The sequence below is a fragment of the Corynebacterium sp. 335C genome (assembly GCF_053525695.1).
In genome coordinates this window covers 290,612-315,596 of the sequence record NZ_JASTTB010000002.1, presented here as the reverse complement: position 1 = coordinate 315,596, position 24,985 = coordinate 290,612, and the positions used below count along the sequence as shown (strand labels likewise).

Genomic DNA, 24,985 nt, shown 5'->3' with positions numbered 1-24,985 from the left:
CGCGAACCCCGGCACCCGCACCCCACGACAACGGAGGACACCATGGCACGTCCCGGTATCCGGCGGCAGGGCGACCTGCGCGTCGACCACGTAGAGACCAGCGGCATCTTCGCCCTCGACGGCGGCGAATGGGAGGTGGACAACAACATCTGGGTCGTCGGCGACGACGCGGAGTGCATCGTCATCGACGCCGCCCACCAGGCCCGCCCCATCATCGACGCCGTCGGCGGCCGGAGGGTGCGCGCCATCGTCTGCACCCACGCCCACAACGACCACATCACCGTCGCCCCCGAGCTGTCGGAGAAGCTCGACGCCCCGATGCTCGTCCACCCGGGCGACCAGGTGCTGTGGGACCAGACGTGGCCGGACGTCGGCCATGGCGACCTCGCCCACGGGCAGCGCATCGAGGTCGGCGGCACGGAGCTCGTGGTCATCAACACCCCGGGCCACTCCCCCGGCTCGTGCTGCCTCTACGCCCCCGAGGCCGGCGAGCTGTTCTCCGGCGACACGCTGTTCTCCGGCGGGCCCGGTGCGACGGGCCGCAGCTTCTCCGACTTCGACACCATCATCGACTCCATCCGCGACAACCTGCTGACGCTGCCGGAGGAGACGATCGTGCGCACCGGCCACGGCGACCACACGACCATCGGCCGCGAGGCGCCGCACCTCGAGGAGTGGATCCGCCGCGGCTACTGACCCGCGCGTCCGCCGCGTGACGACGCCGGCGACGCGGCGGGAACCGTCGTCACTCGACGGGGACCGCGGGCACGTGCCCGCGGTCCCCGTCGCGTGACGACGGTCAGACCGCGCCCGGCGAGGCGTCCCCGCGGCCCACGGCCGTGTCGAACAGCAGCCGGCGGTAGTTCTCCAGCGCCAGGAGATCGCCGAAGGTCTCGCGGTAGGCGGCCTCGTCGTCGGTGGGCCGCATGCGCTGCAGAACCCGCTTGACCTGGGCGATCTGCTCGCCGACCCACACCTCCTGCAGGCGGGCGAGCAGGGAGGCGGAGTAGCCGGGGCGCGCGTCGGCGTCGACGTGGATCTCCTCCACGCCCAGCTCCGGCATCAGCGACCGCGCCGTCTCGTCCTCCATCCCGGAGGCGATGCCCGCCGCCCACATCGGGGCCTTCGCCGCCTGCTCCAGGCCGCCGGCGGCGACGATGGCGTCGAACACCGCGCGGTAGGCGGGGTGGGTGAACATCTCCGGGTCGAGGGCGTCGAACATCGCGCCGTCGACGTCGCCGGGCTCCTGCACCGCGAGCTTCAGAACCTCGCGCTCGACGTGCAGCCGCGGGTCCGACGGGTCGGGGCGGTGCAGGCCGGGGCGCAGCTCCTCGCGCTGGCGCTCCTTCGCCTCCTCCAGGCGGCGGCGCTCCTCCTCCCGTCGCTGCCGGCGGTGCTGCGTCTCGTCCATCGTCGGGTTGGCCGCCTCCTCGCGGACCATCCGCACCATCTCGGCCTCGTCGCTGAAGCCGATCCAGCCGGCGACCTCCCGGGAGTACTCGTCGCGCAGGGCGGCGTCGTCCATCTTCGCCAGCACCGGCACCACGCGGCGCACCGCCTCGACGCGGCCGCCCGGCTGGTCCAGGTCGTACTCCGCCATGAGGGTGCGGACGACGAACTCGATGATGGGGGTGCGCGACGCGACGAGCTCCCGCACCGCCGCATCGCCCTTCCGCATCCGCAGGTCGCAGGGGTCCATGCCCTCCGGGGCGACGGCGACGTAGGACTGGCCGGTGAAGCGCTGGTCGCCCTCGAAGGCGCGCATCGCGGCCTTCTGCCCCGCCTCGTCGCCGTCGAAGGTGTAGATGAGCTCGCCGCGGAAGAAGCTGTCGTCCAGCAGGAGGCGGCGCAGCACGGTCAGGTGCTCCTCGCCGAAGGCGGTGCCGCACGCCGCGACGGCGGTGGTCTCGCCCGCGGCGTGCATCGCCATGACGTCGGTGTAGCCCTCGACGACGATGGCGCGGCGCGTCGCCGCGATGTCCTTCTTCGCCAGGTCCAGGCCGAACAGCACCTTCGACTTGTGGTACAGCAGCGTGTCCGGCGTGTTCATGTACTTGCCCAGCTTGTCGTCGTCGAACAGCTTGCGGGCGCCGAAGCCGATGACGTCGCCGGACAGGTTGCGGATGGGCCACAGCAGGCGGCGGCGGAACCGGTCGATGGGGCCGCGGCGGCCCATCGTCGACAGGCCCGCCTTCTCCAGCTCCTGGGCGGAGAAGCCCTTGCGCTGCAGGTGCCGGGTCATCGTGTCCCAGCCGTCGGGGGCGTAGCCGCAGCCGAAGTGCCGCCACTGCTCCTCCGTGAACCCGCGGTCGCCGAGGAAGTCCCGCGCCACCTGCGCGTCCTTCGTCGTCAGCTGCTCCATGTAGAAGGCGTGGGCGGCCTTGTTCGCCTCCACGAGGCGGCGGCGGGTGCCCGGCTCCTCGCGCCGGCCGGTGCCGCCGCCCTCGTAGTTGATGCGGTAGCCGATGCGCTCCGCGCACGCCTCCACGGCCTCCGGGAAGGTGAGGTGCTCCAGCTCCATGAGGAAGCTGAAGACGTCGCCGCCCTTGCCGGTGGAGAAGCAGTGGTAGTAGCCGTGGTTCGGGCGGACGTGGAAGCTCGGGGTGCGCTCGTCCTTGAACGGCGACAGCCCCTTCAGCGAGTCGGCGCCGCCGGGCTTGAGCTGCACGTACTCCGCGACGATCTCCTCGATCGGCGTACGTTCGCGGATCGCCGCGATGTCGCTGTCGGGGATTCGTCCTCTGGCCATGCGCACAACCTTAGCCGGGTGCGGGGCCGCCGGAGCCGCGTGGGACAATGCCCCGCATGACGCAGAACCGTTGGAAGGGCGCCGCCGGTGCGGCCGGCGCCGTGGTGCTCGCCCTGGCCGGTGCGTGGTTCGGCCTCGATCTCGGCGACGGCGGGTCGGGTGGTTCCGGTTCGGGCGTGACGACGTCCCCCGCCGCGGCCGCCGATTCCGGCTCCGGCGGGGACTCCGGCCAGGGCCGGGGCGGTGCCGGAAACGGCGGCGACGGCGACGTCGACCCGGAGTGGACGCGCGGCACCTGCGCCGCCGACACGCTGCCGGAGGAGGCCGACGACGTCATCGGCGACATCCTGCAGGACCGCCCGCTGGCGCACCCGGAGCACGACGGCAAGCGCTTCGGCAACTACGAGGGCATCCTGCCGAAGGAGAAGTCCGGCTATTACCGCGAGTACACCGTCGAGACGCCCGGGCTGAACCACCGCGGCGCCCGCCGCATCGTCGTCGGCGGCGGCAGCGAGCACGACCCCGACTACTGGTACTGGACCGACGACCACTACGAGAGCTTCTGCGCCATCCCCGACGCCGAGGAGTAGGCGGGGCGCGGGGATGCGCGCCGCGGCGGGAACCGTCGCAACGCTCCCGTGCACCCCGGACGCGGCGAGGGGCGCCGGGCACCACGCGGTGCCCGGCGCCCCTCGTGCGCGGGAGACGGGATCAGCCCTGCGCCCCCTCCGGGAAGATGACGCCGGCGAGGCCCTCGGAGGCGCCCTCCAGGCGATCGACCACGCCGTTGACGGCGTCGGCGCCGCCCGGCACCGACTCCGCCGCGGTCGCCGCGGTGGAGATGGCCAGGTCGCCGGAGATGGTCGCCGCGTTCGCGACGTCGTCCGCGGTCTGGCGCACGCCCGTGTTCCGCAGCTCCGGCACCGCGTCGACGCGCTCCGTCACCGCCTTCTGCACCGGCGAGACGACGCGGGAGCCCGGCGACGCCGGCGGCATCGTGCCCGACTCCTCGCGCCACTTGCGGGTCTCCGGCAGGTCCTCGTCGATGGTGCGGCGGTCGCCGTCGCGCGCCACGGCGCCGTCGACGGTGAAGCGCTCGTTGACCTGGCCGTCCGGGATGCCGTAGGCCTCCTCCAGCGCCACGTCCATCGGCTGGAAGCGGTTGAACGGGCCGAAGCGCATGGAGTTCGCGCCGATGACCTGATTCGTGTCCGGGTCGTAGGCGTTGCCGCCGGAGTCGCCGTGGTCCATCCACAGGCCCACGGCCCACACGCCGTTGCGGACGCGGAAGACCTGGTAGCCGCACTGGCGGCTGGTGCGGGTGCCGTCGATGCACACCCGCTTGCCCATGTTGTCCAGGGAGATCTCGCCCGGGGCGAGCTCGCCGTAGTCGACGACGCCCGTCATCGGCACGCCCGGGCCGCCGACCCAGCCGTCCTCCGCGCGGGAGGCGCTGACGGAGGTGCCCGCCACGTCGTCGTCCAGCTCCACGAACGCCCAGTCGGAGCCGTTCAGCGCGGCGTCCGGCAGGCCGATGATGACGTCGGTCATCTCGCCCGGCTCGACCTCCGCCGCCGCATCCGGGTCGTTCGGGTCGACGAGGCCCTTCGTCGGATCCGGGAACGCGTTCGGGCCGATGACGCCGATGCGCTCGTCGCCGTGCGTCGTCGGCGCGTAGATGACGGTGCCGGTGCCGTCGACGTAGCCGCCCGCGGCCGGGTCCAGGCCGACGCAGTGGCCGGCGGTGAACTGCACGTGGTGCTCCACGCCGTTCTCGTCGACCACGGTGCCCGGGACGCTGGAGGAGCAGATGGCGGTGTCCAGGTGGGCGCCGCGCTCGTCGACCGGCGAGGTCTCGGACGGCATGCGGATGGGGTCGCCGGGGCCGACGACGACGCGGCTGCCGGCCGGCGCCGGCGGGAAGCCCCCGCCGTCGACGGGCGCCGCGGCCGCGACGCCGGCGCCGGAGAACAGGGCCGCGACCGCCGTGGCGGCGGCCGCGGTGGTGCGGACGGTGGTGGTGCGGACGGTGGTGGTGCGGCGCGGATTCGCCATCATCGGGTCTCGCTTCCTCGGTGCGGTGCGGGGGTTGTCGCGGGCCCGCCGCACGGTCGGGGCGGGGCCGTGCCCGCGAGCCTAGCCGTCCGCGGGCGCGCGCGGGGCGGCGACGCGGAACGGGTTTCGATGATCCATCAACCCAGGTGGGGCGGGGGTTCGCTCAGCCCCAGGCCACGGAGACGCCGGCGATGGAACGGTCCAGGCGCTCCACCCGCGACTCCGTCATCGTCGCGATCTGGTCGACGACCGCGCGCAGCCGCCCGGCTTCGTCCGCCGCGTCCTCGTACTGCAGCCGGAAGACCGGATCGAGGACGCCGGGGGCGCCCTCCGCGAGGTACCCGGCGACGCGGAACAGCCGGTCCCGGTCGCGGTCCTGGCGGCGCAGGTGCCCGGGATCGTCCATGACGTAGAGCACGGCGAGGGTCTTCAGCATGATGACCTCCGCCTCGATGTCCGGCGGCACCTCCAGGTCCGCGTCGTAGCGGCCCAGCGCCGCTCCCCCGTCGCCGGCGCCGGCGGCCTCCGCCGACTGGCGGGTCTCCGCCACCGGCGCGGAGATGAACCGGCCCACCAGCTCCGAGGTCATGCGCTTCAGCGCGATCTGGGACGCCAGCGAGCCGTCGTACGACGCCGCCGCCGACACCACCGGCAGCGACGCGAGACGCCCGCCGGCCTCCACCAGCGCCTCCGGGTCGGCGCCGAAGGCGTCGGCTCCCTTCTGCGCCAGCGCCGCCAGCTCCACGGTGTCCCACAGGACCTCCAGGGAGATGCGGCCGGAGACGATGCCGTCCTCCACGTCGTGGACGGAGTAGGCGACGTCGTCGGACCAGTCCATGATCTGGGCCTCCAGGCTGCGGCGGCCCTCCGGGGCGCCGTCGCGGATCCAGGCCAGGACCTCCGCGTCGTCGTCGTAGGCCCCGTACTTCCGGCGCACCGAGCCGTCCGGCGCCGTCTTCGTCCACGGGTACTTGCACGCCGCGTCGAGGGCGGCGCGCGTGAGGTTCAGGCCCGCCGGCCGCCCGTCGGGGCCGAGGATCTTCGGCTCCAGGCGCACGAGGATGCGCAGCGTCTGGGCGTTGCCCTCGAAGCCGCCGCAGCCGGCGGCGATCTCGTCGAGCGCCCGCTCGCCGTTGTGGCCGTAGGGCGGGTGGCCGATGTCGTGGGTCAGCCCGGCGAGCTCCGCCAGGTCCGGGTCGGCGCCGAGGGCCTCCGCGATGCCCCGCGAGATCTGGGCGACCTCCAGGGAGTGCGTCAGCCGGGTGCGCGGGATGTCTCCCTCGCCGGGGCCGACGACCTGGGTCTTGTCCGCCAGCCGGCGCAGCGCCGCGGAGTGCAGCACCCGGGCGCGGTCGCGGGAGAACGCCGACCGCATGTGCTCCGTCGACGGTCCCACGCCCTGCAGCGAGCCCTTCGGGGCCTCCGCCACGAGCCGCGCGACGTCGGCGGGTCCGTAGCGGTGGAGGCGGGCGGCGCCGGACGGGCCCGCCCCGGCGCCGTGGGGCGCCGCGTCGTCGAAGGTCGGGGTCATGGACCCATCATGCCGCGACCCGCCCCGACCTGCGGTGCGGCGCGCCCGGCTTCGCGTCGGACGGTTTGTATCCTGGTGCCATGAACCGACGTGCAGCCACGCCCCGCCGCCTCGCCGCCGCGACGGCCGCCGGGCTCATCGCCGCCGCCCCCGTCGCCGCGCTGCCGGCCCTGCTGCCGGACGCCGCGCCCGTCGCCGCCGCCGAGGCCCCCGCCCGGTGGGACAACGCCCTGGTCGACTCGGCCGGCGTGCTGTCCAGCGGGGACGCCGCCGACGTCGAGCGCTCCCTGCGCGAGCTGCAGTCCGACGCGGGCGTGAAGATGCACGTCGTCTACGTCCGCTCCTTCGACGGCGAGGACCCGGCGCAGTGGGCGAAGGAGGCCCTGGCCGCCAACGGCGGCGCCGACAACATGGCGGTGCTGGCCATCGCCGTCGACGACCGCCTGGTCGGCGCATGGGCCGCGGGCGGCGCCGGCGTCACCGGCGACGAGCTGGCGGGCGCCGCCTACGACGTGCTGCGCTCCGACGACTCCGACTGGGCCGGCGCCGCGAAGTCCGCGATCGACGAGGCCCGGGGCGTCGCCCCCGGCGAGGCCGCCGCGGTCGTCGGCGGCGGCGCCGCGGTCGTCGCCGCCGCCGGCGGCGGCTGGTGGGCGTGGTCGCGCCGCCGCCGTCGCCGCCGCACCGCCGCGCAGGTCGAGGACGCCCGCGCCATCGACCCGAGCGACGTCTCCACCCTGGCGACGCTGGACAAGGACGTCCTGGACGAGCTGGCCTCCGAGGAGCTCGTCTCCACCGACGAGTCGATCCGCACCGCCCGCGCGGAGCTGGATCTGGCCCGCTCGGAGTTCGGCGACGGCCGCGTCGCCGACCTGGAGCGCGCCCTCGCGCGGTCGGAGGCGACGCTGGAGAAGGCGTTCAGCCTGCGCCGCCGCCTCGACGACGACATCCCGGAGCCGGTCGCCGACCGCCGCGCGATGCTCGTCGAGATCGTCAGCACCTGCGGCGCCGCCGACGCCGAGCTCGACGCGAAGGTGGACCACTACCGGGAGATGCGCGAGCAGCTGCTGCGAGCCCCCGATCTGGTCGACGAGCTGACGCGCCGCAGCGTCGCCCTGTCGACGCGCATCCCCGACGCGGAGAAGACGCTGGAGGCGCTGCGCGCCCGCCACGACGACACGACGCTGGCGTCGGTCGCCGACAACCCGGCGATGGCCGCCGAGCACCTGCGGCTGGCCGACGAGGCCATCGACCGCGCCCGCGGACTGCTGGACCGCCCGGCCGGCGAGCAGGGCGAGCTGCCGGAGGCGCTCGGCGCCGCCGGCGCCGGCCTGGACCAGGCGGACAAGCTGCTGGCGGGCGTGGAGCACGCCGACGACAACATCCGCCGCGCCGTCGCCGGCATGGGCGAGCTTGTCGCCGAAATCGCCGGCGAGATCCGCGAGGCGGAGAACCTGCTGCTGGCGCCCGGCGCCGCCGACTTCGACCGCGGCGCGCTGAAGGCCGCGGTCGAGGGCGGCCGCAGCGCCATCACCATCGCCGACGACCGCGGCGACGAGGACCCGCTGATGGCCTACTCCGCGCTGTCGGAGGCCGACGCGGAGCTCGACGAGCACCTCGAGGGCGCCCGCGACGCCGCCCGCGCCCTCTCCCGCGCCAACGCCACGCTCACCGCGGCGCTGCGCGACGCGTCCGCCCAGGTGCAGACCGCGGCGGACCTGCTGGACACCCGCCGCGGCATCATCGGCTCCGGCGCCCGCACCCACATGTCGGAGGCGACGCGCCTGCTGCGCTCCGCGCAGGAGGCCCGCGCCGCGGAGTCGATGCCGATGGTGCGCCAGGGCATCGCCGACGCGCAGGCCGCCGCCCACGAGGCGCAGAAGGCCGTCCACGCGGCGCGGCGCGACATCGACCGGCACAGCCACCGCCACTCCGGCGGCTCCGGCACCGGCTCCCTGCTCACCGGCCTGGTCATCGGCTCGATGATGAACTCCGGCGGCGGGTTCGGCGGCGGCTTCGGCGGAGGCGGCTTCGGCGGCGGTGGCGGCGGGGGCTTCGGCGGCAGCGGCGGCTCCCGCGGCTTCTAGGCCCGGCCGCGGCGGCGAGCCCCCGCCCGCGCACCGTCCACGGGCGCGACCGGTATCCCGGGGCCCGGCCAGGCGCCGGACGGCCCCGGCCGGCGCCCCTCCCCCCCCCCGGACGCGACGACGCCCCGGTCCCCTCCACGGACGGAGGGGGCCGGGGCGTCGTCGCGCGGGTGCCCTGCGGCGGGTCGCCGGCTACAGCACCCAGATGTAGGCCAGGTAGGCGATGAGCAGCAGCAGGCAGACCGTCAGGATCCACGTGCTGCTGACCATGCGGGCCTCGAGGATGTGGCGCGCCGACCAGGTGAGGTACATCTTCTGATCATCCGACAGGGCCCGGCCCTCCGGGGTGTCGAACTGGATCTCCGCGGCGCGGACTCCGTGGCTCGCGCCGGTGAACTGGCCGAGCTTGGCGCCCTTGACGTCCTCGATGACGTAGTGCTGCGACGTCTCGCACAGGATGCGGACCTCGTCCGGCGTCACCGCACCGGCGGTCGGGCCGGCGGTCGCGGAGGCCTCCGCGTCCGCGCCCTCCGCGCCGGCGGCGCGGGCCGCCTCCGCGTCGCGGGCGGCCGCGGCGGCGTCGTCGGCCGGGGCCTCCGTCGCGGCGGCGGCGAAGTCCACGGAGATGCGCTTGGCGCGGCTGAACTTCGGCTTGTCCTCCGCGACGGTGGCGAAGGTGCGGCCGTCGGGCAGCGCCGCGGTCAGGCGGCCGGGCTCGACGTCCAGGCGCCACACGCCGCCGGGGGCGGCGATCGCCTCGTCGTCGTCGACGATGACGTACTCGGAGACCTGCTCGCCGTCGCGCAGCACCGGCGCGACGTGGCGGGAGCCGTCGTGGCTCGGCTTGCCCAGCTCCCAGCTCTCCCACGTGACGACGGTGCCGTCGTCGAGCGTGACCGAGCGGTCGACGTCCTTGCGGTCCTTGCTCATCTCGTTTCGTCCTTCCGTGCCCCGGGGCCTCCCCGGGGCGTCAGGTGTCCGCCGGGGTCAGCAGCCCAGCAGGCGGGTGGCGAAGTGCGCCTCAAGGTCGTCGATCTTGACGCGCGACTGCTCCATGGTGTCGCGGTCGCGCACGGTGACCGCGTCGTCCTCGAGGGTGTCGAAGTCGACGGTGACGCAGTACGGGGTGCCGATCTCGTCCTGGCGGCGGTAGCGGCGGCCGATGGCGCCCGAGGTGTCGTAGTCGACGGCCCAGTGCTGCCGCAGGCGGTCGGCGACGGCCTCCGCGGTCGGCGTCAGCGTGTCCTTCTTCGACAGCGGCAGCACCGCGATCTTCACCGGGGACAGGCGCGGGTCGAGCTTCAGGACGGTGCGGACGTCGGTGCCGCCCTTGGCGTTCGGCACCTCCTCCTCGGCGTACGCGTCGCACAGGAACGCCATGAGGGCGCGGGTGAGGCCGAAGGACGGCTCGATGACGTACGGCACGTACTTCTCGCCGGTGACCTGGTCGTGGTAGCGCAGGTCCTCGCCGGAGTGCTCGATGTGGCAGCCCAGGTCGTAGTCGGTGCGGTTGGCGACGCCCATGAGCTCGCCCCACTCGTTGCCCTGGAAGCCGAAGCGGTACTCGAAGTCGATGGTGCGGTCCGAGTAGTGGGCGCGCTCGCCGTCCGGCACGTCGAACTGGCGCATGTTCTCCGGGTTGATGCCCAGGTCGATGAACCACTGCCAGCAGGCGTCGACCCACTCGTCGAACTTCGCCGGCGCGTCCTCGGGCTTGACGAAGTACTCGATCTCCATCTGCTCGAACTCGCGGGTGCGGAAGATGAAGTTGCCCGGGGTGATCTCGTTGCGGAACGCCTTGCCGGTCTGGCCGATGCCGAACGGCGGCTTCACGCGCGACGTCGTCATGACGTTCTTGTAGTTGATGAAGATGCCCTGGGCGGTCTCCGGGCGCATGTAGTGCAGGCCGACCTCGTTGTCGACGGGGCCCAGGAAGGTCTTCATCAGGCCCGAGAACAGCTGCGGCTCGGTCCACTTGCCCGGCTGGCCCGTCTCCGGGTCCGGCACGTCGGCCAGGCCGTTGGCCGGCGGGTGGCCGTGCTTGGCCTCGTAGGCCTCCAGCAGGTGGTCGGCGCGGTAGCGCTTGTGGGTGTGCAGCGACTCCACCAGCGGGTCGGTGAACGTCGCGACGTGGCCGGAGGCCTCCCAGACCTGGCGCGGCAGGATGATGGAGGAATCCAGGCCGACCATGTCGCCGCGGGCGGTGACGAACGAGCGCCACCACTGCTTCTTGATGTTCTCCTTCAGCTCCACGCCGAGCGGGCCGTAGTCCCAGGCGGAGCGGGTGCCGCCGTAGATCTCGCCGCAGGGGTAGACGAAACCCCTGCGCTTGCACAGGTTGGCGACGGTGTCGACGACGGATTTGGCGGCCACGGCCTCGGATGCTCCTTGTTCGGGGACGGGGTTGCGGTCCCGCGCGCACGCGGGCGCGCCGCGGGACGGGATTGTCGTTTCCACTGTAGTCCCCGCGGCCCGGCCCCGGGCATCCGGGCGCCCCTCCGGCGCGCCCGCACCCCGATGCCCCGGCGGGTGTCGCCCGCGCCACCGCCCCGGCGGCCCCGCGCACCCGTCCCCGCTCCGCTCCCCGGACCACGGCGGGGGTTCGCGCCGCGGCCGTCCGCGGGTACACTGCCCCGTGACCGTTAATGAAAACGATGTGCAACTGCGCCCCGAGTGCGCGGCCGCACGGGAGGGACGCCGCCCCATGACGAACACGCCGCAGCAGCCCGGCGACGAGGTCCACCCGGCCGGCGAGCCGGTGCGCGAGTTCGCCGCCCCGGATCCCCGCCGCCTGGAGTCCGCCGCGTCGCTGCTGGCCTGCCTCGCCGCACCGCGGCGCCTGGCCATCGTGTCGCTGCTGGCGGAGGGGCCGATGTGCGTCCACGAGCTGGTCGACGCGATGGACGCGAACCAGCCGCTGGTCAGCCAGCACCTGCGGGTGCTCAAGCGGGCCGGCGTCGTCGACGTCCGCCGCCGCGGGCGGGAGTCCGTCTACTCCCTGGCGGACGGCCCGGCGCTGGCGCTGCTCGACGTCGTGGGCCTCGCCCCGGCGGGCGCCGCCGTGGTCTGACCGACCACCGCGGGCGGGCCCCCCGCCGCCGCGGCGCGGTGGGGACCGCCGACCCGGCCGCGCGTATCATCGGCGGGTGCGGACGTCCCCCGGGGGCGGCCGCGGAGCACATGACCGGACGACGGAGAGGGGCGTGGCGCACGATGGCCGGTTCGGACGCGCGGAGGTCCGGCACCCCGCGCATCGGCGTGCGCACGACGAAGCAGCGCACGGCGGTGCTGCAGACCCTGCAGGAGCTGGACAACTTCATGTCCGCCCGCGACATCCACCGCCGGCTGCAGGACGACGGCGCGAGCGTCGGCCTGACGACGGTCTACCGGACGCTGCAGTCCCTCACCGAGATGAAGGCCGTCGACGTGCTGCACACCGACGGCGGCGAGGCGCTGTACCGCCTCTGCTCCGATCACCACCACCATCACCTGGTGTGCACCGACTGCGGCGCGACGGTGGAGATCGCCGGCGGGCCCGTGGAGAAGTGGGCCGACGAGCTGGCCGGCCGCCACGGCTACACCATGACCGGCCATTCGGCCGAGATCTTCGGCGTCTGCTCCGACTGCCGCCACGACGAGCCGTAGGGGCTCGCCGCCGCGCGGGCGACGTCGCAAAGCACACGACGCGGCGACCGCGGGCGCACGTGACGCACGGTCGCCGCGCGGGAACCGTCGCAACGCAGGAGCGGCGTCCGCGCGCGATGCGCGCGGCGCGTGACGACGCCCCGGGCTACTTCACGCCGCCGAAGCGGCGGTCGCGCCCGGCGTACTCCACGACGGCGGCGCGCAGATCCTCGCGGCCGAAGTCGGGGAACAGGGTGTCCTGGAAGACGAACTCCGCGTAGGCCGCCTGCCACGGCAGGAAGTTCGACAGGCGCATCTCGCCGGAGGGGCGCAGGAACAGGTCGACGTCCGGCATGTCCGGCTCGTCCAGCGCCGTCGCGAACAGCTTCTCGTCGATGTCGTCCGGGCGGATGCGTCCCGCCGCCACCTCGCGGGCGAGCTTCTTCGCCGCATCCGCGATCTCCGCGCGGCCGCCGTAGTTGACGCACATGTAGAGCGTCATCATCGAATCGTCCTTCGTGAGCTCCTCCGCGGCCTCCAGCTCGCGGATGACGGAGCGCCACAGGCGGGGGCGGCGGCCCGCCCAGCGCACCCGGACGCCCTTGTCGTGCAGCTCGTCGCGGCGGCGGCGCAGCACGTCGCGGTTGAAGCCCATGAGGAAGCGGACCTCGTCGGCGGAGCGGCGCCAGTTCTCCGTGGAGAACGCGTAGGCCGACAGGTGCTCCACGCCCATCTCCAGGCAGGCGTCGACGCACTCCATCAGCACGGCCTCGCCGCGCTTGTGGCCCTCGGTGCGCTTCATGCCGCGCTCCTGGGCCCAGCGGCCGTTGCCGTCCATGACCAGGGCGATGTGCCGCGGGACGAACTCGTCCGGCACCGGCGGATTGTGGGGGAACGTGATGGGCGGGGTCGTGCTCACCCGTCCATTGTGCCCCAGCGGGCGTCGACGAGGTCGAGCGCCCTCACCCCTCGGCCCAGCTGGTGCCGCAGGTGCGCCGCCGCCAGGTCCCGGGCCTGCGCCGACAGCGCCCCGAACCGCGGGAGCGTCTCCCTGCCCCGCACCACCGCGTCGACGTGGCCGTGCTGCAGCAGCCACATGAGGTGCAGCGCCTCCGTCGGCGGCGTCGCCGCCCCCGGCGGGCGGCACTCCACGCACGCCGCCCCGCCGAGCGCCGGGCTGAACGCGTGGTGCGGGCCCGGCTTGCCGCAGCCGGCGCAGTCGAACAGCGCCGGGGCGATGCCCGCCGACGCCATGGCGACCAGCACGTGCCGCGTCACCGTCAGGTCCGGGCCCAGCGGGTCATCCGGGTCCGCCAGCGCCTCCAGGGCGTCCGCGGTGGCGTCCCACAGCTCCGGGTTGGGCACGCCCTCCTCCCCCGCCACTCGCTCGGCGACCTCCAGCACGGCGCAGGCGGCGGTGTAGCGGGCGTAGTCGTCGACCAGCGGCGCCGCCCACGTCCGCACCGTGTCCGCGCCCGTGATCGACTCCAGGGTGCGGCCCGGGTACAGCTGCACGTCGACGTCGACGAACGGCGCCAGGCGGGAGCCGAAGCGCGACTTCGCCCGCCGCACGCCCTTCGCCACGGCGCGGACGATGCCGCGGCCGCGGGTGAACAGCACGACGATGCGGTCGGCCTCGCCGAGGTCGTGGCGGCGGACGACGAGCGCCCGCTCGCGGTAGGGACGGGCCACGGCGGCGCTAGAAGCCCAGCCGGCCGAGCTGCTTCGGGTCGGACTGCCAGTCCTTCAGCACCTTGATGCGCAGGTCCAGGTACACGTTCTGCCCCAGCAGGTCGATGAGCGACTTCCGCGCCTTCTGCACCGTCACCCGCATCCGGCGGCCGTCGCGGCCCATGAGGATGGTCTTCTGGCCGGGGCGCTCCACGTAAATGACCGCGTGGACGTCGAGCACGCCCTCCCGGTCCTCGTTCGGCAGCACCTCGTCGATCTGGACGGCGACGGAGTGCGGCAGCTCGTCGCGCAGGCCGCCGAGCGCCGCCTCGCGGATGAGCTCCGCCATGCGGGTGTCCCGGTCCTCGTCGGTGACGTGGCCGGCCGGGTACAGCTTCGGGCCCTCCGGCAGTTGCGCGGCGATGACGTCGCACAGCACGTCCAGGTTCTCCCGGGACTTCGAGGAGACGGGGACGAGCTCCGCCTCCGGGCCGAGGAGGTCGTGGAGCTCCAGCAGCCGCTCGGCGACGGCGTCGCGGCCGGCCTTGTCCGTCTTCGTCACGATGCCCATCAGCCGCGTTTTCGGCGCCTGCTTGCGCACCGCGTCGAGGATCCACCGGTCGCCCGGGCCCACCTTCTCGTCCGCCGGCACCGCCAGGGCGATGAGGTCGACGTCGGAGTACGCCTCCGCGACCATGTCGTTGAGCCGCTGACCGATGAGCTTGCGGGGCTTGTGCAGGCCGGGGGTGTCGACGACGACGATCTGCGCGTCGTCGCGGTGCACGACGCCGCGCACCGGGTGGCGGGTCGTCTCCGGCTGGTCGGCGGTGATGGCGATCTTCTCCCCCACCAGCGCGTTCGTCAGCGTCGACTTGCCGGTGTTCGGCCGGCCGACGATGGACACGAAGCCCGAGCGGTGGCCCTCCGGCGCGGCGAACGGGTCGTCGTCGCCGCCGATGCCGGCGGCGCGGAGCATGTCGTCCAGGTTGCCCATGTCAGCGGCCCTCCCCGTCCGCGTCCTCGTCCAGCTTCGCGCGGTCCGCGGCGGTCGGGAACGCGCCCGGGTTCACCGGCTTCTCCGGGAAGTCCGCGCCGCGCGCGTCGACGTCGTCGTACCAGTCCGCCAGCAGGCCGTTCTGCAGCGCGAACATCCGCTTCTCCTCCGCCGGGTCCACGTGGTCGTAGCCCAGCAGGTGCAGCAGGCCGTGGACGGTCAGCAGCACCAGCTCGTGGCTGAGCGGATGCCCGGCGCGGGTGGCCTGGGCGCGGGCGAAGTCCGGGCACAGCACGATGTCGCCGAGCATCGCCGGGCCGGGCTTCGCCGCGTCGGGGCGGCCGGAGCCCGGGGTCAGCTCGTCCATCGGGAAGCTCATCACGTCCGTCGGGCCGGGCAGGTCGAGCCACCGGACGTGCAGGTCCTCGATGGCCGCCTCGTCGACCAGGTGGATGGACAGCTCCGCGGCGGGGTGCACGTCCATGCGCCCCAGCGCGTAGCGGGCGACGTCGATGAGCGACTCCTCGTTCACCCCGACGCCGGACTCGTTGAAGACCTCGATGCTCATCGGCGGCGCTTCCTTCCGTTGCCGTTGCCGTCGCGGCCCTCGCGGCCGCCGTCCCCGCGCCGTTCGCGGGTGAGCTCCTCCTCCGCGTCGTGGCGGTCGTAGGCCTCCACGATCGCGGACACCAGCGAATGCCTGACGACGTCCGCCGCGCCGAGCTCGGGGAACTCGATGCCGCGGATGCCCGGCAGGATCTGCCGGACGAGCTCCAGGCCGGAGCGCTGCCCGCGGGGCAGGTCCACCTGGGTGGCGTCGCCGGTGACCACCATCTTCGCCCCGAAGCCGAGGCGGGTGAGGAACATCTTCATCTGGGCGGGCGTCGTGTTCTGCGCCTCGTCCAGGATGATGAACGCGTTGTTGAGGGTGCGGCCGCGCATGTACGCCAGCGGCGCCACCTCGATGACCCCCGACTCCATGAGCTTCGGGATGCGCTCCGGGTCCATCATGTCCCGCAGCGCGTCGTGCAGCGGGCGGAGGTACGGGTCGATCTTCTCGTGCAGCGTGCCGGGCAGGAAGCCCAGGTTCTCGCCCGCCTCGACGGCCGGGCGGGTCAGGATGATCCGCTCGACCTCCTTGTTCTGCAGCGCCTGCACGGCCTTCGCCATGGCCAGGTACGTCTTGCCCGTGCCGGCGGGGCCGATGCCGAAGATGACGGTGCCCCGGTCGATCGCGTCGACGTACTCCTTCTGGCCCTGCGTCTTCGGCCGGATCGCCTTGCCGCGGCGGGAGATGATGTCCGCCGCCAGGGTGTCGGCGACGGAGCCGGGCACGTGCCGGTTGACCAGCTGCACCGCCCGGACCACCGACTCGCGGGACAGCTCGTGGCCGCGGCGGGCCATCGACTCCAGCTCCCGGAACGCGCGCACCGCGGTGGCGACGTCGCCGGGGCGGCCCGTCGCCGTCACCGTGGTCCCGCGGACGTGGAGGTCCGCGCCCAGCAGGTTCTCCACCTGCCGGAGGTTGGCGTCGCCCGCGCCGAGCACGACCGGGGCGGTCGCCCCGTCGAGCTCCAGCGTCGCGCGCGTGGTCTCCTTCGGTTCCGTCACTCGGATCGGATCCCTCCCGTCGTCGGTGCCGCATGTTCCGCGGCCGGTCACCCCGCCGATTCTAGGTCACGGGGCGGCGCGGCCCCGCGTCGGCGGCGCGCTCAGCCGCGCATGCGCCGCACCAGGCGCGGCACCGCGGGCGCGAGCAGCGCCACCGCCAGCACCCGCACCACGTGCATGACGACGACGATGCCGGCGCCGCCGTGCTCCGCCAGGAAGCCGAAGACCAGCTCGCTGGCGCCGGGGGCGATGGCCAGGTACGCGTCGAGCGGCGACGTCAGCCCCGTCGCCCACATCACCGCGCCGCACGCGCCCGAGGCGCCGAGCACCAGCGCGATGCCCGCCGCGACGTGCGGCAGCGCGCGGCCGAACGCCCTCAGGTTCGCGACCGTCATGCCGGAGCCGGAGCTCACGCCGAACAGGACGTAGGCCGCGACGACGGCCAGGCGCGGCAGCTCCGGCACCGCCTCGGGGACCAGCAGCGCCGCGGCGACGCCCACCACCAGGACGGTGATGATGTACGGCGCCGGGAAGCGGGGGACAAACCTCTCCACGAGCCGGGCCAGCACCAGGGCGCCGGCGACCATGAGCCACCCGCCGGGGCCGCCGATCCACGGCATCGGCGTGCCCTCCGAGGAGGACCCGCCGAGCAGGATCGCGGCGACCGGCAGGGAGATGGAGACCGTCATCAGCCGCAGGTACTGGGCGAAGACGACGAAGCGCTCGTCGGCGCCGACGTCGCGGGCCATCGCCAGCATCAGCGAGGCGCCGCCGGGCAGCGTCGACATCACCGACGTCGCCGAGTCGACGCCCGCGCGGCGGCGCAGCCACGCCCCCGACATCCAGCCGGCGCCCATGGACACCACGGTGACCAGCAGCGCCAGCGGCAGCCCGGCGAGCAGCTCGCCCGGCGAGGACTTCGCGACGGGGCCCACGGCCAGCAGGGCGATGACGACCTGGCCGAAGCGCAGCGGCCACGGGCGCGTCCACCGGACGTCGGGGCCGAGGCGCCCGCCGCCGAGCAGCGTCAGCGCCACCGCCATGAGCATGGAGCCGACCAGCCAGCCGGCGGGGACGTTCGCGACGGTCGCGCCGAGGCCCGCCGCGGCGCACAGCAGCCACGGGACGGCGACGCGCGCGACGCGGGCCGGGGTCACCAGCGCCCCGTCAGCGGCCCGAGCGCGGAGATGGCGGCGGCGCCGGCCAGCGCGGTGCGCAGCACGGTGGGGCCGAGGACGACGGCCTCGGCGCCCGCGTCGCGCAGGTTCGCCAGCTCGTCGTCGGCGACGCCGCCCTCCGGCCCGACGATGACCAGGATCTCGCCGGCGTCGCCGAGCGACTCCGCGAAGTCCCGCAGGGGCCGGCCGCCGGCCTCGTGCAGCACGGCGGCGCGCCCGCCGCCGGCGACGGTGGCGCGGACGAGTTCCAGCAGCGCGGCGTGGTCGTGGAGCTCCGCCACCGGCGGCACCCAGGTGCGGCGGGCCTGCTTCGCGGCCTCGCGGGCGGTGGCCGCCCACTTCGCGCGCGCCTTGGCCTCCTTCGCCCCGGTCCACTTGGCGACGCAGCGGCGCGCCGCCCACGGCACGACGGCGTCGGCGCCGGCCTCCGTAGCCAGGTCGACGGCGAGCTCGGCGCGGTCGGACTTCGGCAGCGCCTGGACGACGGTGACGTGCGGCGCCGGGCGCGGCACGTCCTCCGCCGACAGCACCTCGGCCGTCAGCGCGGCCTTGCCCTCGACGGCGGCGACGCGCACGCGGGCGCGCCGGTCGGCGCCGTCGGTCAGCAGCAGTTCGTCGCCCTCCCGGATGCGGCGGACGGCGACGGCGTGGCGGCCCTCGTCGCCGTCGACGCGCAGGCGATCGCCGGCGGCGGGCAGGGCCCCGCCGAAGTCGGCGAGGAAGACGGGCAGGCCCACGGGGATCAGCCCCGCAGGCGGTCGCGCCAGCGGCCGAACCGGGACTTGTGGGCGGACGCGTCGGCGACGGAGGCGGTCTCGCCGCGGTGGTCGCGCAGCTGCTCCAGCACCTCGCGGGAGCGGCGGTCCAGCTTCGTCGGCACCTCGACCTCGACGTGGGCGTAGAGGTCGCCGGCGCCCTCGGCGCGCAGGCGCGGCATGCCGCGGCCCTCGACGCGCACGCGCTCGCCCGGCTGGGTGCCCGGGTCGACGGTGATGTTCATCGTCTCGCCGACCAGGTCCTCGACGTCGACGCTGGTGCCCAGGGCGGCGTCGACCATCGGCACCTTCACGCCGACGTGCAGGTCGTCGCCCTCGCGCTGGAACACCGGGTGCGACTCGGTGCGCACCTCGACGTACAGGTCGCCGGCGGGGCCGCCGCCCGGGCCGACCTCGCCGTGGCCGGCCATGCGGATGCGCATGCCGTCGCCGACGCCGGCGGGGATGTTGACCGTGAGGTTGCGGCGGGCGCGGACGCGGCCGTCGCCGCCGCAGTTGGAGCACGGGTCCGGGATGATCTCGCCGGTGCCGGCGCACCGGGTGCAGGGCCGCGACGTCATGACGTTGCCCAGGAAGGAACGCTGCACCTGCTGGATCTCGCCGGTGCCGTTGCAGTCCGGGCAGGTCTGCGGCTTCGCCTTGGACTTCGAGCCCGTGCCCTCGCACACCTCGCACAGCACCGCCGTGTCGACGGTGATGGGCTTGCGGACGCCGGTGAAGCACTCGTCCAGGCCCAGGGTCACGCCGAGCAGGGCGTCGGAGCCGGGCTGCACGCGGGAGCGGCGGCGGTGGCCGCCTCCGGCGCCGCCGCCGAAGAACGCCTCGAAGACGTCGCCGAAGCCGCCGAATCCCCCGGCCCCGCCGAAGCCGCCGGCGCCGCCCATGCCGCCGGTCGGCGACATCGGGTCGCCGCCCATGTCGACGACGCGGCGCTTCTCCGGGTCGGAGAGCACCTCGTGGGCGACGGAGGCCTCGCGGAACTTCTCCGCCGCCTCCTCGTCGTCCGGGTTGCGGTCCGGGTGGTACTTCAGCGCGAGCTTGCGGTACGCCTTCTTGATCTCCGACTCCGAGGCGTCCTTGGAGACGCCGAGGATGCCGTAGTAGTCCGTTGCCACGAAACCATCACTCCCTGTCCTGCTGCCTGCACACGGCCTATGACCGTACTACCGGCGGCCCCGGCGCCCGGCGGGCACCCGTCCGACGGGGCCCTCAGCCGTCGCCGAGCACCCGCCCGACGTACCGTGCAACGGCGGCGACCGACGCCATTGTTCCCGGGTAGTCCATGTAGGTGGGGCCGACGACGCCGAGGCCGCCGAGGATCCCCTCCGACGTGCCGTAGCCGGTCGAGACGACCGAGGTGCCGCGCAGCTCCTCGTCCTCGTTCTCCGTGCCGATGGACACCTGGACGCGGTGCAGATCCTGCGCCGCCGACAGCAGCTTCAGCACGACGACCTGCTCCTCCAGCGCCTCCAGGACCTGCGGCAGGGACGACGGGAAGCGGCCGTGGCCGCCGCGGGTGAGGTTGGACGCGCCGGCGAGGATGAGCCGGTCCGGCGGCCGCTCGATGAGCTGCTCCAGCAGGACGGTGCAGCACCGCAGGACGACGTCGCGCATGTCCGCGGGGGCGTTCGCCGCCAGGTCGGCGATGGAGGCCGAGGCGTCGGCGAGGGTCTTGCCGCCCATCGCGCGGTTCAGCATCTCGCGCAGCGGCGGCACGGAGTCGGGGTCCATCGGCGCGGCGAGCTCGACGTTGCGCTGCTCGACGCGGCCGGCGTCGGTGATGAGGATGAGCATCAGGCGCACGTCGGCGAGCTGCACCACCTCGCAGTGGCGGACACGGGAGACGTCGAACGTCGGCACCTGCACCACCGCCACCTGGCGGGTGAGCTGGCTGAGCAGCTGCACCGACCGGCGCAGCACGTCCTCCAGGTCGACGCCGCCCTCCAGGAAGCCGAGGATGGCGCGGCGCTCCGGCCGCGACAGCGGCTTGACCTGCGAGATGGAGTCGACGAAGCGGCGGTAGCCCTTCTCCGTCGGAACGCGCCCGGAGCTGGCGTGCTCCTGCGTGATGTAGCCCTCGGCCTCCAGCACCGCCATGTCGTTGCGGATGGTGGCGCTGGACACGCCCAGGTTGTGGCGCTCCACCAGCGCCTTGGAGCCGACGGGCTCCTGGGAGGCGATGTAGTCGGCGACGATCGCGCCGAGCACCTCCTGGCGGCGGGCCTCCGTGTTGCCGGACACTCCCCCGTCCCTCCTTCCGTCGCCCGGTCCTTCCGTGCTGCCGCAGCGCGGCTGCGACGGCCCAAGCCTACCGGCGGCCCGCACCGCCCCGGGGCGCCCCGGCCGAATCCGGCTTCCCTCCCGCGGCTACCCCAGGATGTCGAGCACGACGGCGTCGGCCAGCAGCCGGCCCGCGTCGGTGAGCGCCACCCGGTCGCCGCCGACGGTCACGAGCCCGCGGTCCTCCAGCACGCGGGCGCGCGCGATCTCCTCGTCCAGCAGCAGGGACGCCGGGATGCCCTCCCGGAGCCGCAGGCGGAGCATGACGCGTTCGACGTGGCGGTCCCCGTCGTCAAGCTCCTCGGACCCCGCGACGGGCAGCTCCCCGGCCGCGACCATGCGGGCGTAGCGCGCGGGGTGCTTGACGTCGTGGAAGCGGACGCCGCCGAGGTGCGAGTGCGCCCCGGGGCCCGCGCCCCACCAGTCGCCGTCGCGCCAGTAGATGAGGTTGTGGCGGCACTCGCCGCCGGGCAGCGACCAGTTGGAGACCTCGTACCACTCCATCCCGGCGGAGCGGAGGCGGGCGTCGATGCGCTCGTAGCGGTCGGCGAGGTCGTCGTCGTCCGGCATCGGCAGCTCGCCGCGGCGGACCTTGCGGGCCATGGCGGTGCCGTCCTCCACGATGAGGGAGTAGGCGCTGACGTGGTCGACGCCCGCCGACAGCACCGCGTCGAGCGACGCGTCGAGGTCCGCCATCGACTCGCCGGGCGTGCCGTAGATGACGTCGAGGTTGACGTGGTCGAAGCCGGCGGCGCGGGCCTCCCCCGCCGCGGCGACGGGCCGGCCCGGGGTGTGGCGGCGGTCCAGCGTCGCCAGGACGTGCGGCGCCGCCGACTGCATGCCGAGGCTCACGCGCGTGTAGCCCGCCTCCCGGATGCCGGCGAAGAATTCCGGCGACGTCGACTCGGGGTTCGACTCGGTGGTCACCTCCGCTCCGGGGGCCAGCCCGAAGCTGTTCCGCACCCCGTCCAGCAGCCGGGCCAGCCCGTCGGCGCCGAGCAGCGACGGGGTGCCGCCGCCGACGAAGACGGTCTCCGCCGGCCGCAGCCCACCGCGCGTGTCCATGCGGGCGGCGCCCATCTCCAGCTCCCGGACGATGGCGTCGAGGTAGGTGCCCGTCGACGCGTCCGAGCCGAGCTCCCCCGGCGTGTACGTGTTGAAGTCGCAGTAGCCGCAGCGCGTCGCGCAGAACGGCACGTGGAGGTAGACGCCGAACGCCGCGCGATCGCCCGCGCCACCTGCGTCATCGTGCGTGACGACGGGAACCTCCCGCGGCGCCTCCCGCGCCTCCGGGCGCGCCCCCGTCACCGGGGGACGCCCCTGGCCACGCGCGCGGCGACGGCCTCCACCCGGGCCCGCTCCCCCAGGAACGCCGGGGGACGGCGGCCCCGCAGGGCGTTGGCGACGGCCGGGTGGGTCTCCGCGACGGTGACCCGCCACGCGGCGGCGGCCTCCATCGCCCGGCGCCCGCACCGCGAGTACAGCGACGGCAGGCCGACGCTGCCGAGATCCTCCACCCCGCGGGCGTTCTCCTGCGACAGCCAGTCGGCCAGCTCGACCAGATGGTCGGCGACGATGTCCGTGCGGGCCGCCAGCGCGGAGGTGACGGCCTGCATGCGCACCGGCCCGCCGTGCGGCAGGGCGACGGCCATCAGGCGCGGCACGTCGATGCCGTCCGGCATCACCGCCGGCTCCTTCACCGCCGCGTAGGCCAGCTCGCCGCGGCGGATGCCGCTGATGAACGCCTGGCGCAGGCCGGTGAGCTCGAAGACGAGGGGGATGGCGTCGCCGACGGCGTCGTCGACGATCTCGGTGAGCTCCGCGACGCACTCGTCGACCAGCTCGACGTCGCAGTCGGCGACCGCCTCGGCCAGGTTGTCGATGTACGTGGCGACCTCGTCGCCGATGTCGTACAGCTCCTGGGTGACCTCGCGCAGGCGCAGACGCGCGTCGAAGTGATCCACGCCTGCCTCCTTCCCCCCCGATTGCCGCGGGCCCAACCTGAATGCGAACCGATCACCACCCTAAGAGGACCGGGGCCGACTCCGGGGATGACGCGCCGGGGCGTGGCGTCCGGGAGGGGCCGCGGGGCCGGTGCGCGGCGGGGAGCGGCGACCGTCGGGGGCCGCCCGGGGCCGCGGGCCGGTGCGCGGCGGCCTCCCCGGCACCGGCGGCCGCCGGCTGCGCCGAGGACCGCTGCGCCGCGGCGCATTCGGCCGACGGGGTTCCGGACGCCGCGCGGCGGGCGTACGGTGGCGCCCGCTCTCCGCACCCGACAGGAAGGTCCACCCCGTGCGCGAGCGCATCATCGACGTGGCCATCTGGCTGCTCCCCAACCTCTTCCTCGTCGCCGTGGTGTCGATGGCCTACTTCGGCGGCGCCTCCCGCCGGATCCTGTACATCTCGCTGCTCGTCCTCATCGTCGTCAACGCCCTGCCGGACAGGCGGCGGCGCCTGCCCCGGCGAACCGGCCGCTGACGCGGCGACGCCGCCGCGGCCATTCGGCTGCGGCGGCGTCGGGGAGTCCGGCGGGACACCGTCGTCACGCGGCGATGCGCGCGACGGCGACCCGTCCCCCTAGCGCTGGTACATGTGCTCGACCACGCGGGAGAACTTGTCCAGGACGACGTTGCGCTTGACCTTCATGGTCGGCGTGACCTCGCCCTCCTCCTCCGACAGGTCGCGGTTGAGGATGCGGAACTTCTTGATCTGCTCGGCGTGGGACACCAGCTCGTTGGCGGAGTTGATGGCGTCCTGGATCTCGGCGCGCAGGATCGGGTTGGTGACCAGCTCGCGGAACGGGGCCTGCTCGGAGACGCCGTGCTCGACGCGCCACTTCGCCATCGCGTCCTCGTCCAGGGAGACCAGGACGGCGACGAACGGGCGGCCGTCGCCGACGACCACGGCCTGGGAGATGAGCGGGTGCGAGCGCATCCGGTCCTCCATCGGGCCGGGCGAGACGTTCTTGCCGCCGGCGGTGACGATGAGGTCCTTCTTGCGGCCCGTGATGGACACGAAGCCGTCCTCGTCGATCTCGCCGAGGTCGCCGGTGCGGAACCAGCCGTCGTCGAAGGCCTCCTTCGTGGCCTCCTCGTTCTTCCAGTAGCCCTTGAAGATGACCGGGCCGGCCAGCTCCAGCTCGCCGTCCTCGCCGACGCGGACGGAGCAGCCGCCGACGGGGCGGCCGACGGTGCCGATGCGCTGATCCTTCGGGGAGTTCACGCAGTGGGCGGCGGTGGACTCGGTCAGGCCGTAGCCCTCGTACACCGGGACGCCGAGGCCGCGGAAGAAGTGGCCGACGTCGGTGGACAGCGCCGCGCCGCCGGAGATGGCGTACTGGACGGCGGAGCCCATGGCCGCGCGGATCTTCGAGTACAGCAGCTTGTCGTACAGCTTCCAGCGCAGCTGGAGGGCCTTCGACGGGCCGCCCTTGTCCTTCGCCTTGGACATCTCGATGGCGGTGGTCTCGGCGCGCTCGAAGATCTTCAGGGCGACCGGGCCCTTGTCCTTCGCCTGGTTGTAGACGCCGTCGCGGACCTTCTCGAAGACGCGCGGGACGCCGAGGATGAGGTGCGGCTGGGAGCGCTGGAACTCCAGGGTGATGGTGGAGAAGTCGCTCCAGTGGGCCTGGGTGGCGCCGGAGACGGTCGCCGCCAGGGACACCGCGGAGGCCAGGACGTGGGCCAGCGGCAGGAAGGTCAGCACGCGGTTGCCCGGGCGGGCGACGATGCCGATGTCGTGGGTGAGGATGGCGCGGATCTCCGACAGCCAGTTGCGGTGCAGCAGGATGCAGCCCTTGGGGCGGCCGGTGGTGCCGGAGGTGTAGATGACGGACGCCAGGTCGTCGGCGCCGGTCGTCGCGATGCGCTCGTCCAGCTCGGCGTCCGGCACGTCGCGGCCCTCGTACATCAGCGTGTCGACGGCGGAGGAGTTGATCTCCAGCACGCGGCGCAGCTGGGACGGGGAATCGGCGATCGGGGCGCGGCCGTCCTCGCCGAGCACCAGGGTCTTGGTGCGCTCGGTGTGCTCGCGGGCCTCGGTGACGGCGAAGACCGCGCCGGAGTTCTCCACGATCCAGCGGATCTGGTCGGAGGAGGAGGAGCCGTAGATCGGCACCAGCGTCGCGCCGGCCATCCAGACGCCGAAGTTGAGGAGGGACCACTCGTAGCGGGTCTCCGACAGCAGGGCGACGCGGTCGCCCTTCTCGACGCCGTTGGCGATGAGGCCCTTGGCGACGGCGCGCGCCTCCTCGATGAACTCCTCGGCGGTCACGTTGACCCACTCGAAGTTCTTGGGACGGCTGAACAGGACAAGCTTCGGGCGCTTCGCCGCAAGATCCTGCAGCGCGGTCACCACGGTCTCGTCATCGCCGACGACGTACTGCGCCTCGGTCGAGTACTCGCGCATCGTTCCACTCGCTCTCAAATGT

At 74.0% G+C, this 24,985-nt stretch carries 23 protein-coding genes; 6 read left to right on the top strand and 17 right to left on the bottom strand.

Features of this window, described 5'->3' with window-relative positions; genetic code table 11:
* Positions 1-42: 42 nt before the first annotated feature.
* The gene (locus QQS41_RS08430) at positions 43-696 is read left to right on the top strand and encodes an MBL fold metallo-hydrolase (protein WP_448852263.1); all 654 of its coding nucleotides are present in this window, start codon (positions 43-45) and stop codon (positions 694-696) included.
* Between the two features lie 103 nt (positions 697-799).
* Here the strand turns inward: QQS41_RS08430 and dnaG are convergent, their stop codons facing one another.
* Positions 800-2,749, bottom strand: coding sequence for a DNA primase (gene dnaG / locus QQS41_RS08425; protein WP_448852262.1), 1,950 nt, complete (start codon positions 2,747-2,749; stop codon positions 800-802).
* Between the two features lie 56 nt (positions 2,750-2,805).
* Here dnaG and QQS41_RS08420 point away from each other — a divergent pair, with 56 nt between their 5' ends.
* The gene (locus QQS41_RS08420) at positions 2,806-3,339 is read left to right on the top strand and encodes a ribonuclease domain-containing protein (protein WP_448852261.1); all 534 of its coding nucleotides are present in this window, start codon (positions 2,806-2,808) and stop codon (positions 3,337-3,339) included.
* Between the two features lie 121 nt (positions 3,340-3,460).
* Here QQS41_RS08420 and QQS41_RS08415 read toward each other — a convergent pair whose 3' ends face one another.
* Entirely contained in the window at positions 3,461-4,807 is a 1,347-nt protein-coding gene (locus QQS41_RS08415) for a trypsin-like serine protease (protein WP_448852260.1), read from the bottom strand.
* 160 nt (positions 4,808-4,967) lie between these two features.
* A complete protein-coding gene (locus QQS41_RS08410) occupies positions 4,968-6,335 on the bottom strand; it encodes a deoxyguanosinetriphosphate triphosphohydrolase (protein WP_448852259.1) in 1,368 nt (455 codons plus the stop codon).
* An 80-nt stretch (positions 6,336-6,415) separates the two neighbouring features.
* Here QQS41_RS08410 and QQS41_RS08405 point away from each other — a divergent pair, with 80 nt between their 5' ends.
* Positions 6,416-8,422 carry a TPM domain-containing protein gene (locus tag QQS41_RS08405; protein ID WP_448852258.1) on the top strand — a complete coding sequence of 669 codons (2,007 nt, stop codon included), beginning with the start codon at positions 6,416-6,418 and terminating at the stop codon, positions 8,420-8,422.
* 192 nt (positions 8,423-8,614) lie between these two features.
* Here QQS41_RS08405 and QQS41_RS08400 read toward each other — a convergent pair whose 3' ends face one another.
* Positions 8,615-9,352, bottom strand: coding sequence for a hypothetical protein (locus tag QQS41_RS08400; RefSeq protein WP_448852257.1), 738 nt, complete (start codon positions 9,350-9,352; stop codon positions 8,615-8,617).
* A 57-nt stretch (positions 9,353-9,409) separates the two neighbouring features.
* Entirely contained in the window at positions 9,410-10,795 is a 1,386-nt protein-coding gene (locus QQS41_RS08395) for a glycine--tRNA ligase (RefSeq protein ID WP_448852256.1), read from the bottom strand.
* Between the two features lie 331 nt (positions 10,796-11,126).
* On the opposite strand from QQS41_RS08395, the gene QQS41_RS08390 reads away from it, so the two are divergent.
* Both QQS41_RS08390 and QQS41_RS08385 read left to right on the top strand, forming a co-directional pair.
* Positions 11,127-11,492, top strand: coding sequence for an ArsR/SmtB family transcription factor (locus QQS41_RS08390; protein WP_448852255.1), 366 nt, complete (start codon positions 11,127-11,129; stop codon positions 11,490-11,492).
* A 143-nt stretch (positions 11,493-11,635) separates the two neighbouring features.
* Positions 11,636-12,067, top strand: coding sequence for a Fur family transcriptional regulator (locus tag QQS41_RS08385; RefSeq protein ID WP_448852254.1), 432 nt, complete (start codon positions 11,636-11,638; stop codon positions 12,065-12,067).
* A 145-nt stretch (positions 12,068-12,212) separates the two neighbouring features.
* Here QQS41_RS08385 and QQS41_RS08380 read toward each other — a convergent pair whose 3' ends face one another.
* From QQS41_RS08380 to QQS41_RS08330, 11 genes are all read right to left on the bottom strand, one after another.
* Complete coding sequence (locus QQS41_RS08380; protein WP_448852253.1) at positions 12,213-12,965, bottom strand: isoprenyl transferase; 753 nt, start codon at positions 12,963-12,965, stop codon at positions 12,213-12,215.
* The gene (gene recO, locus QQS41_RS08375) at positions 12,962-13,738 is read right to left on the bottom strand and encodes a DNA repair protein RecO (RefSeq protein WP_448852252.1); all 777 of its coding nucleotides are present in this window, start codon (positions 13,736-13,738) and stop codon (positions 12,962-12,964) included. Before recO ends, QQS41_RS08380 begins: the two co-directional genes overlap by 4 nt.
* 7 nt (positions 13,739-13,745) lie before the next feature.
* Positions 13,746-14,693 carry a GTPase Era gene (gene era / locus QQS41_RS08370; protein WP_448852549.1) on the bottom strand — a complete coding sequence of 316 codons (948 nt, stop codon included), beginning with the start codon at positions 14,691-14,693 and terminating at the stop codon, positions 13,746-13,748.
* A gap of 19 nt (positions 14,694-14,712) precedes the next feature.
* Positions 14,713-15,279: an rRNA maturation RNase YbeY gene (gene ybeY / locus QQS41_RS08365; protein WP_448852251.1), complete on the bottom strand. Its 567-nt coding sequence runs from the start codon at positions 15,277-15,279 to the stop codon at positions 14,713-14,715.
* Complete coding sequence (locus QQS41_RS08360) at positions 15,276-16,328, bottom strand: PhoH family protein (protein WP_448852548.1); 1,053 nt, start codon at positions 16,326-16,328, stop codon at positions 15,276-15,278. The genes ybeY and QQS41_RS08360 overlap by 4 nt, the downstream gene beginning before the upstream one ends.
* 95 nt (positions 16,329-16,423) lie before the next feature.
* Complete coding sequence (locus tag QQS41_RS08355) at positions 16,424-17,479, bottom strand: AbrB family transcriptional regulator (protein ID WP_448852250.1); 1,056 nt, start codon at positions 17,477-17,479, stop codon at positions 16,424-16,426.
* Entirely contained in the window at positions 17,476-18,237 is a 762-nt protein-coding gene (locus QQS41_RS08350) for a 16S rRNA (uracil(1498)-N(3))-methyltransferase (RefSeq protein WP_448852249.1), read from the bottom strand. The genes QQS41_RS08355 and QQS41_RS08350 overlap by 4 nt, the downstream gene beginning before the upstream one ends.
* A 5-nt stretch (positions 18,238-18,242) precedes the next feature.
* Complete coding sequence (dnaJ, locus tag QQS41_RS08345; RefSeq protein WP_448852248.1) at positions 18,243-19,391, bottom strand: molecular chaperone DnaJ; 1,149 nt, start codon at positions 19,389-19,391, stop codon at positions 18,243-18,245.
* Between the two features lie 94 nt (positions 19,392-19,485).
* Positions 19,486-20,517, bottom strand: coding sequence for a heat-inducible transcriptional repressor HrcA (gene hrcA / locus QQS41_RS08340; RefSeq protein WP_448852247.1), 1,032 nt, complete (start codon positions 20,515-20,517; stop codon positions 19,486-19,488).
* Between the two features lie 126 nt (positions 20,518-20,643).
* Complete coding sequence (gene hemW / locus QQS41_RS08335; protein ID WP_448852246.1) at positions 20,644-21,864, bottom strand: radical SAM family heme chaperone HemW; 1,221 nt, start codon at positions 21,862-21,864, stop codon at positions 20,644-20,646.
* Entirely contained in the window at positions 21,861-22,520 is a 660-nt protein-coding gene (locus tag QQS41_RS08330) for a hypothetical protein (RefSeq protein WP_448852245.1), read from the bottom strand. The genes hemW and QQS41_RS08330 overlap by 4 nt, the downstream gene beginning before the upstream one ends.
* 328 nt (positions 22,521-22,848) lie before the next feature.
* Here QQS41_RS08330 and QQS41_RS08325 point away from each other — a divergent pair, with 328 nt between their 5' ends.
* The gene (locus QQS41_RS08325; RefSeq protein ID WP_448852244.1) at positions 22,849-23,034 is read left to right on the top strand and encodes a hypothetical protein; all 186 of its coding nucleotides are present in this window, start codon (positions 22,849-22,851) and stop codon (positions 23,032-23,034) included.
* A 99-nt stretch (positions 23,035-23,133) separates the two neighbouring features.
* Here QQS41_RS08325 and QQS41_RS08320 read toward each other — a convergent pair whose 3' ends face one another.
* Complete coding sequence (locus QQS41_RS08320; protein WP_448852243.1) at positions 23,134-24,963, bottom strand: AMP-dependent synthetase/ligase; 1,830 nt, start codon at positions 24,961-24,963, stop codon at positions 23,134-23,136.
* Positions 24,964-24,985 lie beyond the last annotated feature (22 nt).

Coding starts and splice junctions, on each gene's coding strand:
- QQS41_RS08430 (WP_448852263.1), top strand. CDS start 43: ATGGCACGTCCCGGTATCCGGCGGCAGGGCGACCTGCGCGTCGACCAC.
- dnaG (WP_448852262.1), bottom strand. CDS start 2,749: ATGGCCAGAGGACGAATCCCCGACAGCGACATCGCGGCGATCCGCGAA.
- QQS41_RS08420 (WP_448852261.1), top strand. CDS start 2,806: ATGACGCAGAACCGTTGGAAGGGCGCCGCCGGTGCGGCCGGCGCCGTG.
- QQS41_RS08415 (WP_448852260.1), bottom strand. CDS start 4,807: ATGATGGCGAATCCGCGCCGCACCACCACCGTCCGCACCACCACCGTC.
- QQS41_RS08410 (WP_448852259.1), bottom strand. CDS start 6,335: ATGACCCCGACCTTCGACGACGCGGCGCCCCACGGCGCCGGGGCGGGC.
- QQS41_RS08405 (WP_448852258.1), top strand. CDS start 6,416: ATGAACCGACGTGCAGCCACGCCCCGCCGCCTCGCCGCCGCGACGGCC.
- QQS41_RS08400 (WP_448852257.1), bottom strand. CDS start 9,352: ATGAGCAAGGACCGCAAGGACGTCGACCGCTCGGTCACGCTCGACGAC.
- QQS41_RS08390 (WP_448852255.1), top strand. CDS start 11,127: ATGACGAACACGCCGCAGCAGCCCGGCGACGAGGTCCACCCGGCCGGC.
- QQS41_RS08385 (WP_448852254.1), top strand. CDS start 11,636: ATGGCCGGTTCGGACGCGCGGAGGTCCGGCACCCCGCGCATCGGCGTG.
- era (WP_448852549.1), bottom strand. CDS start 14,693: ATGCTCCGCGCCGCCGGCATCGGCGGCGACGACGACCCGTTCGCCGCG.
- ybeY (WP_448852251.1), bottom strand. CDS start 15,279: ATGAGCATCGAGGTCTTCAACGAGTCCGGCGTCGGGGTGAACGAGGAG.
- QQS41_RS08320 (WP_448852243.1), bottom strand. CDS start 24,963: ATGCGCGAGTACTCGACCGAGGCGCAGTACGTCGTCGGCGATGACGAG.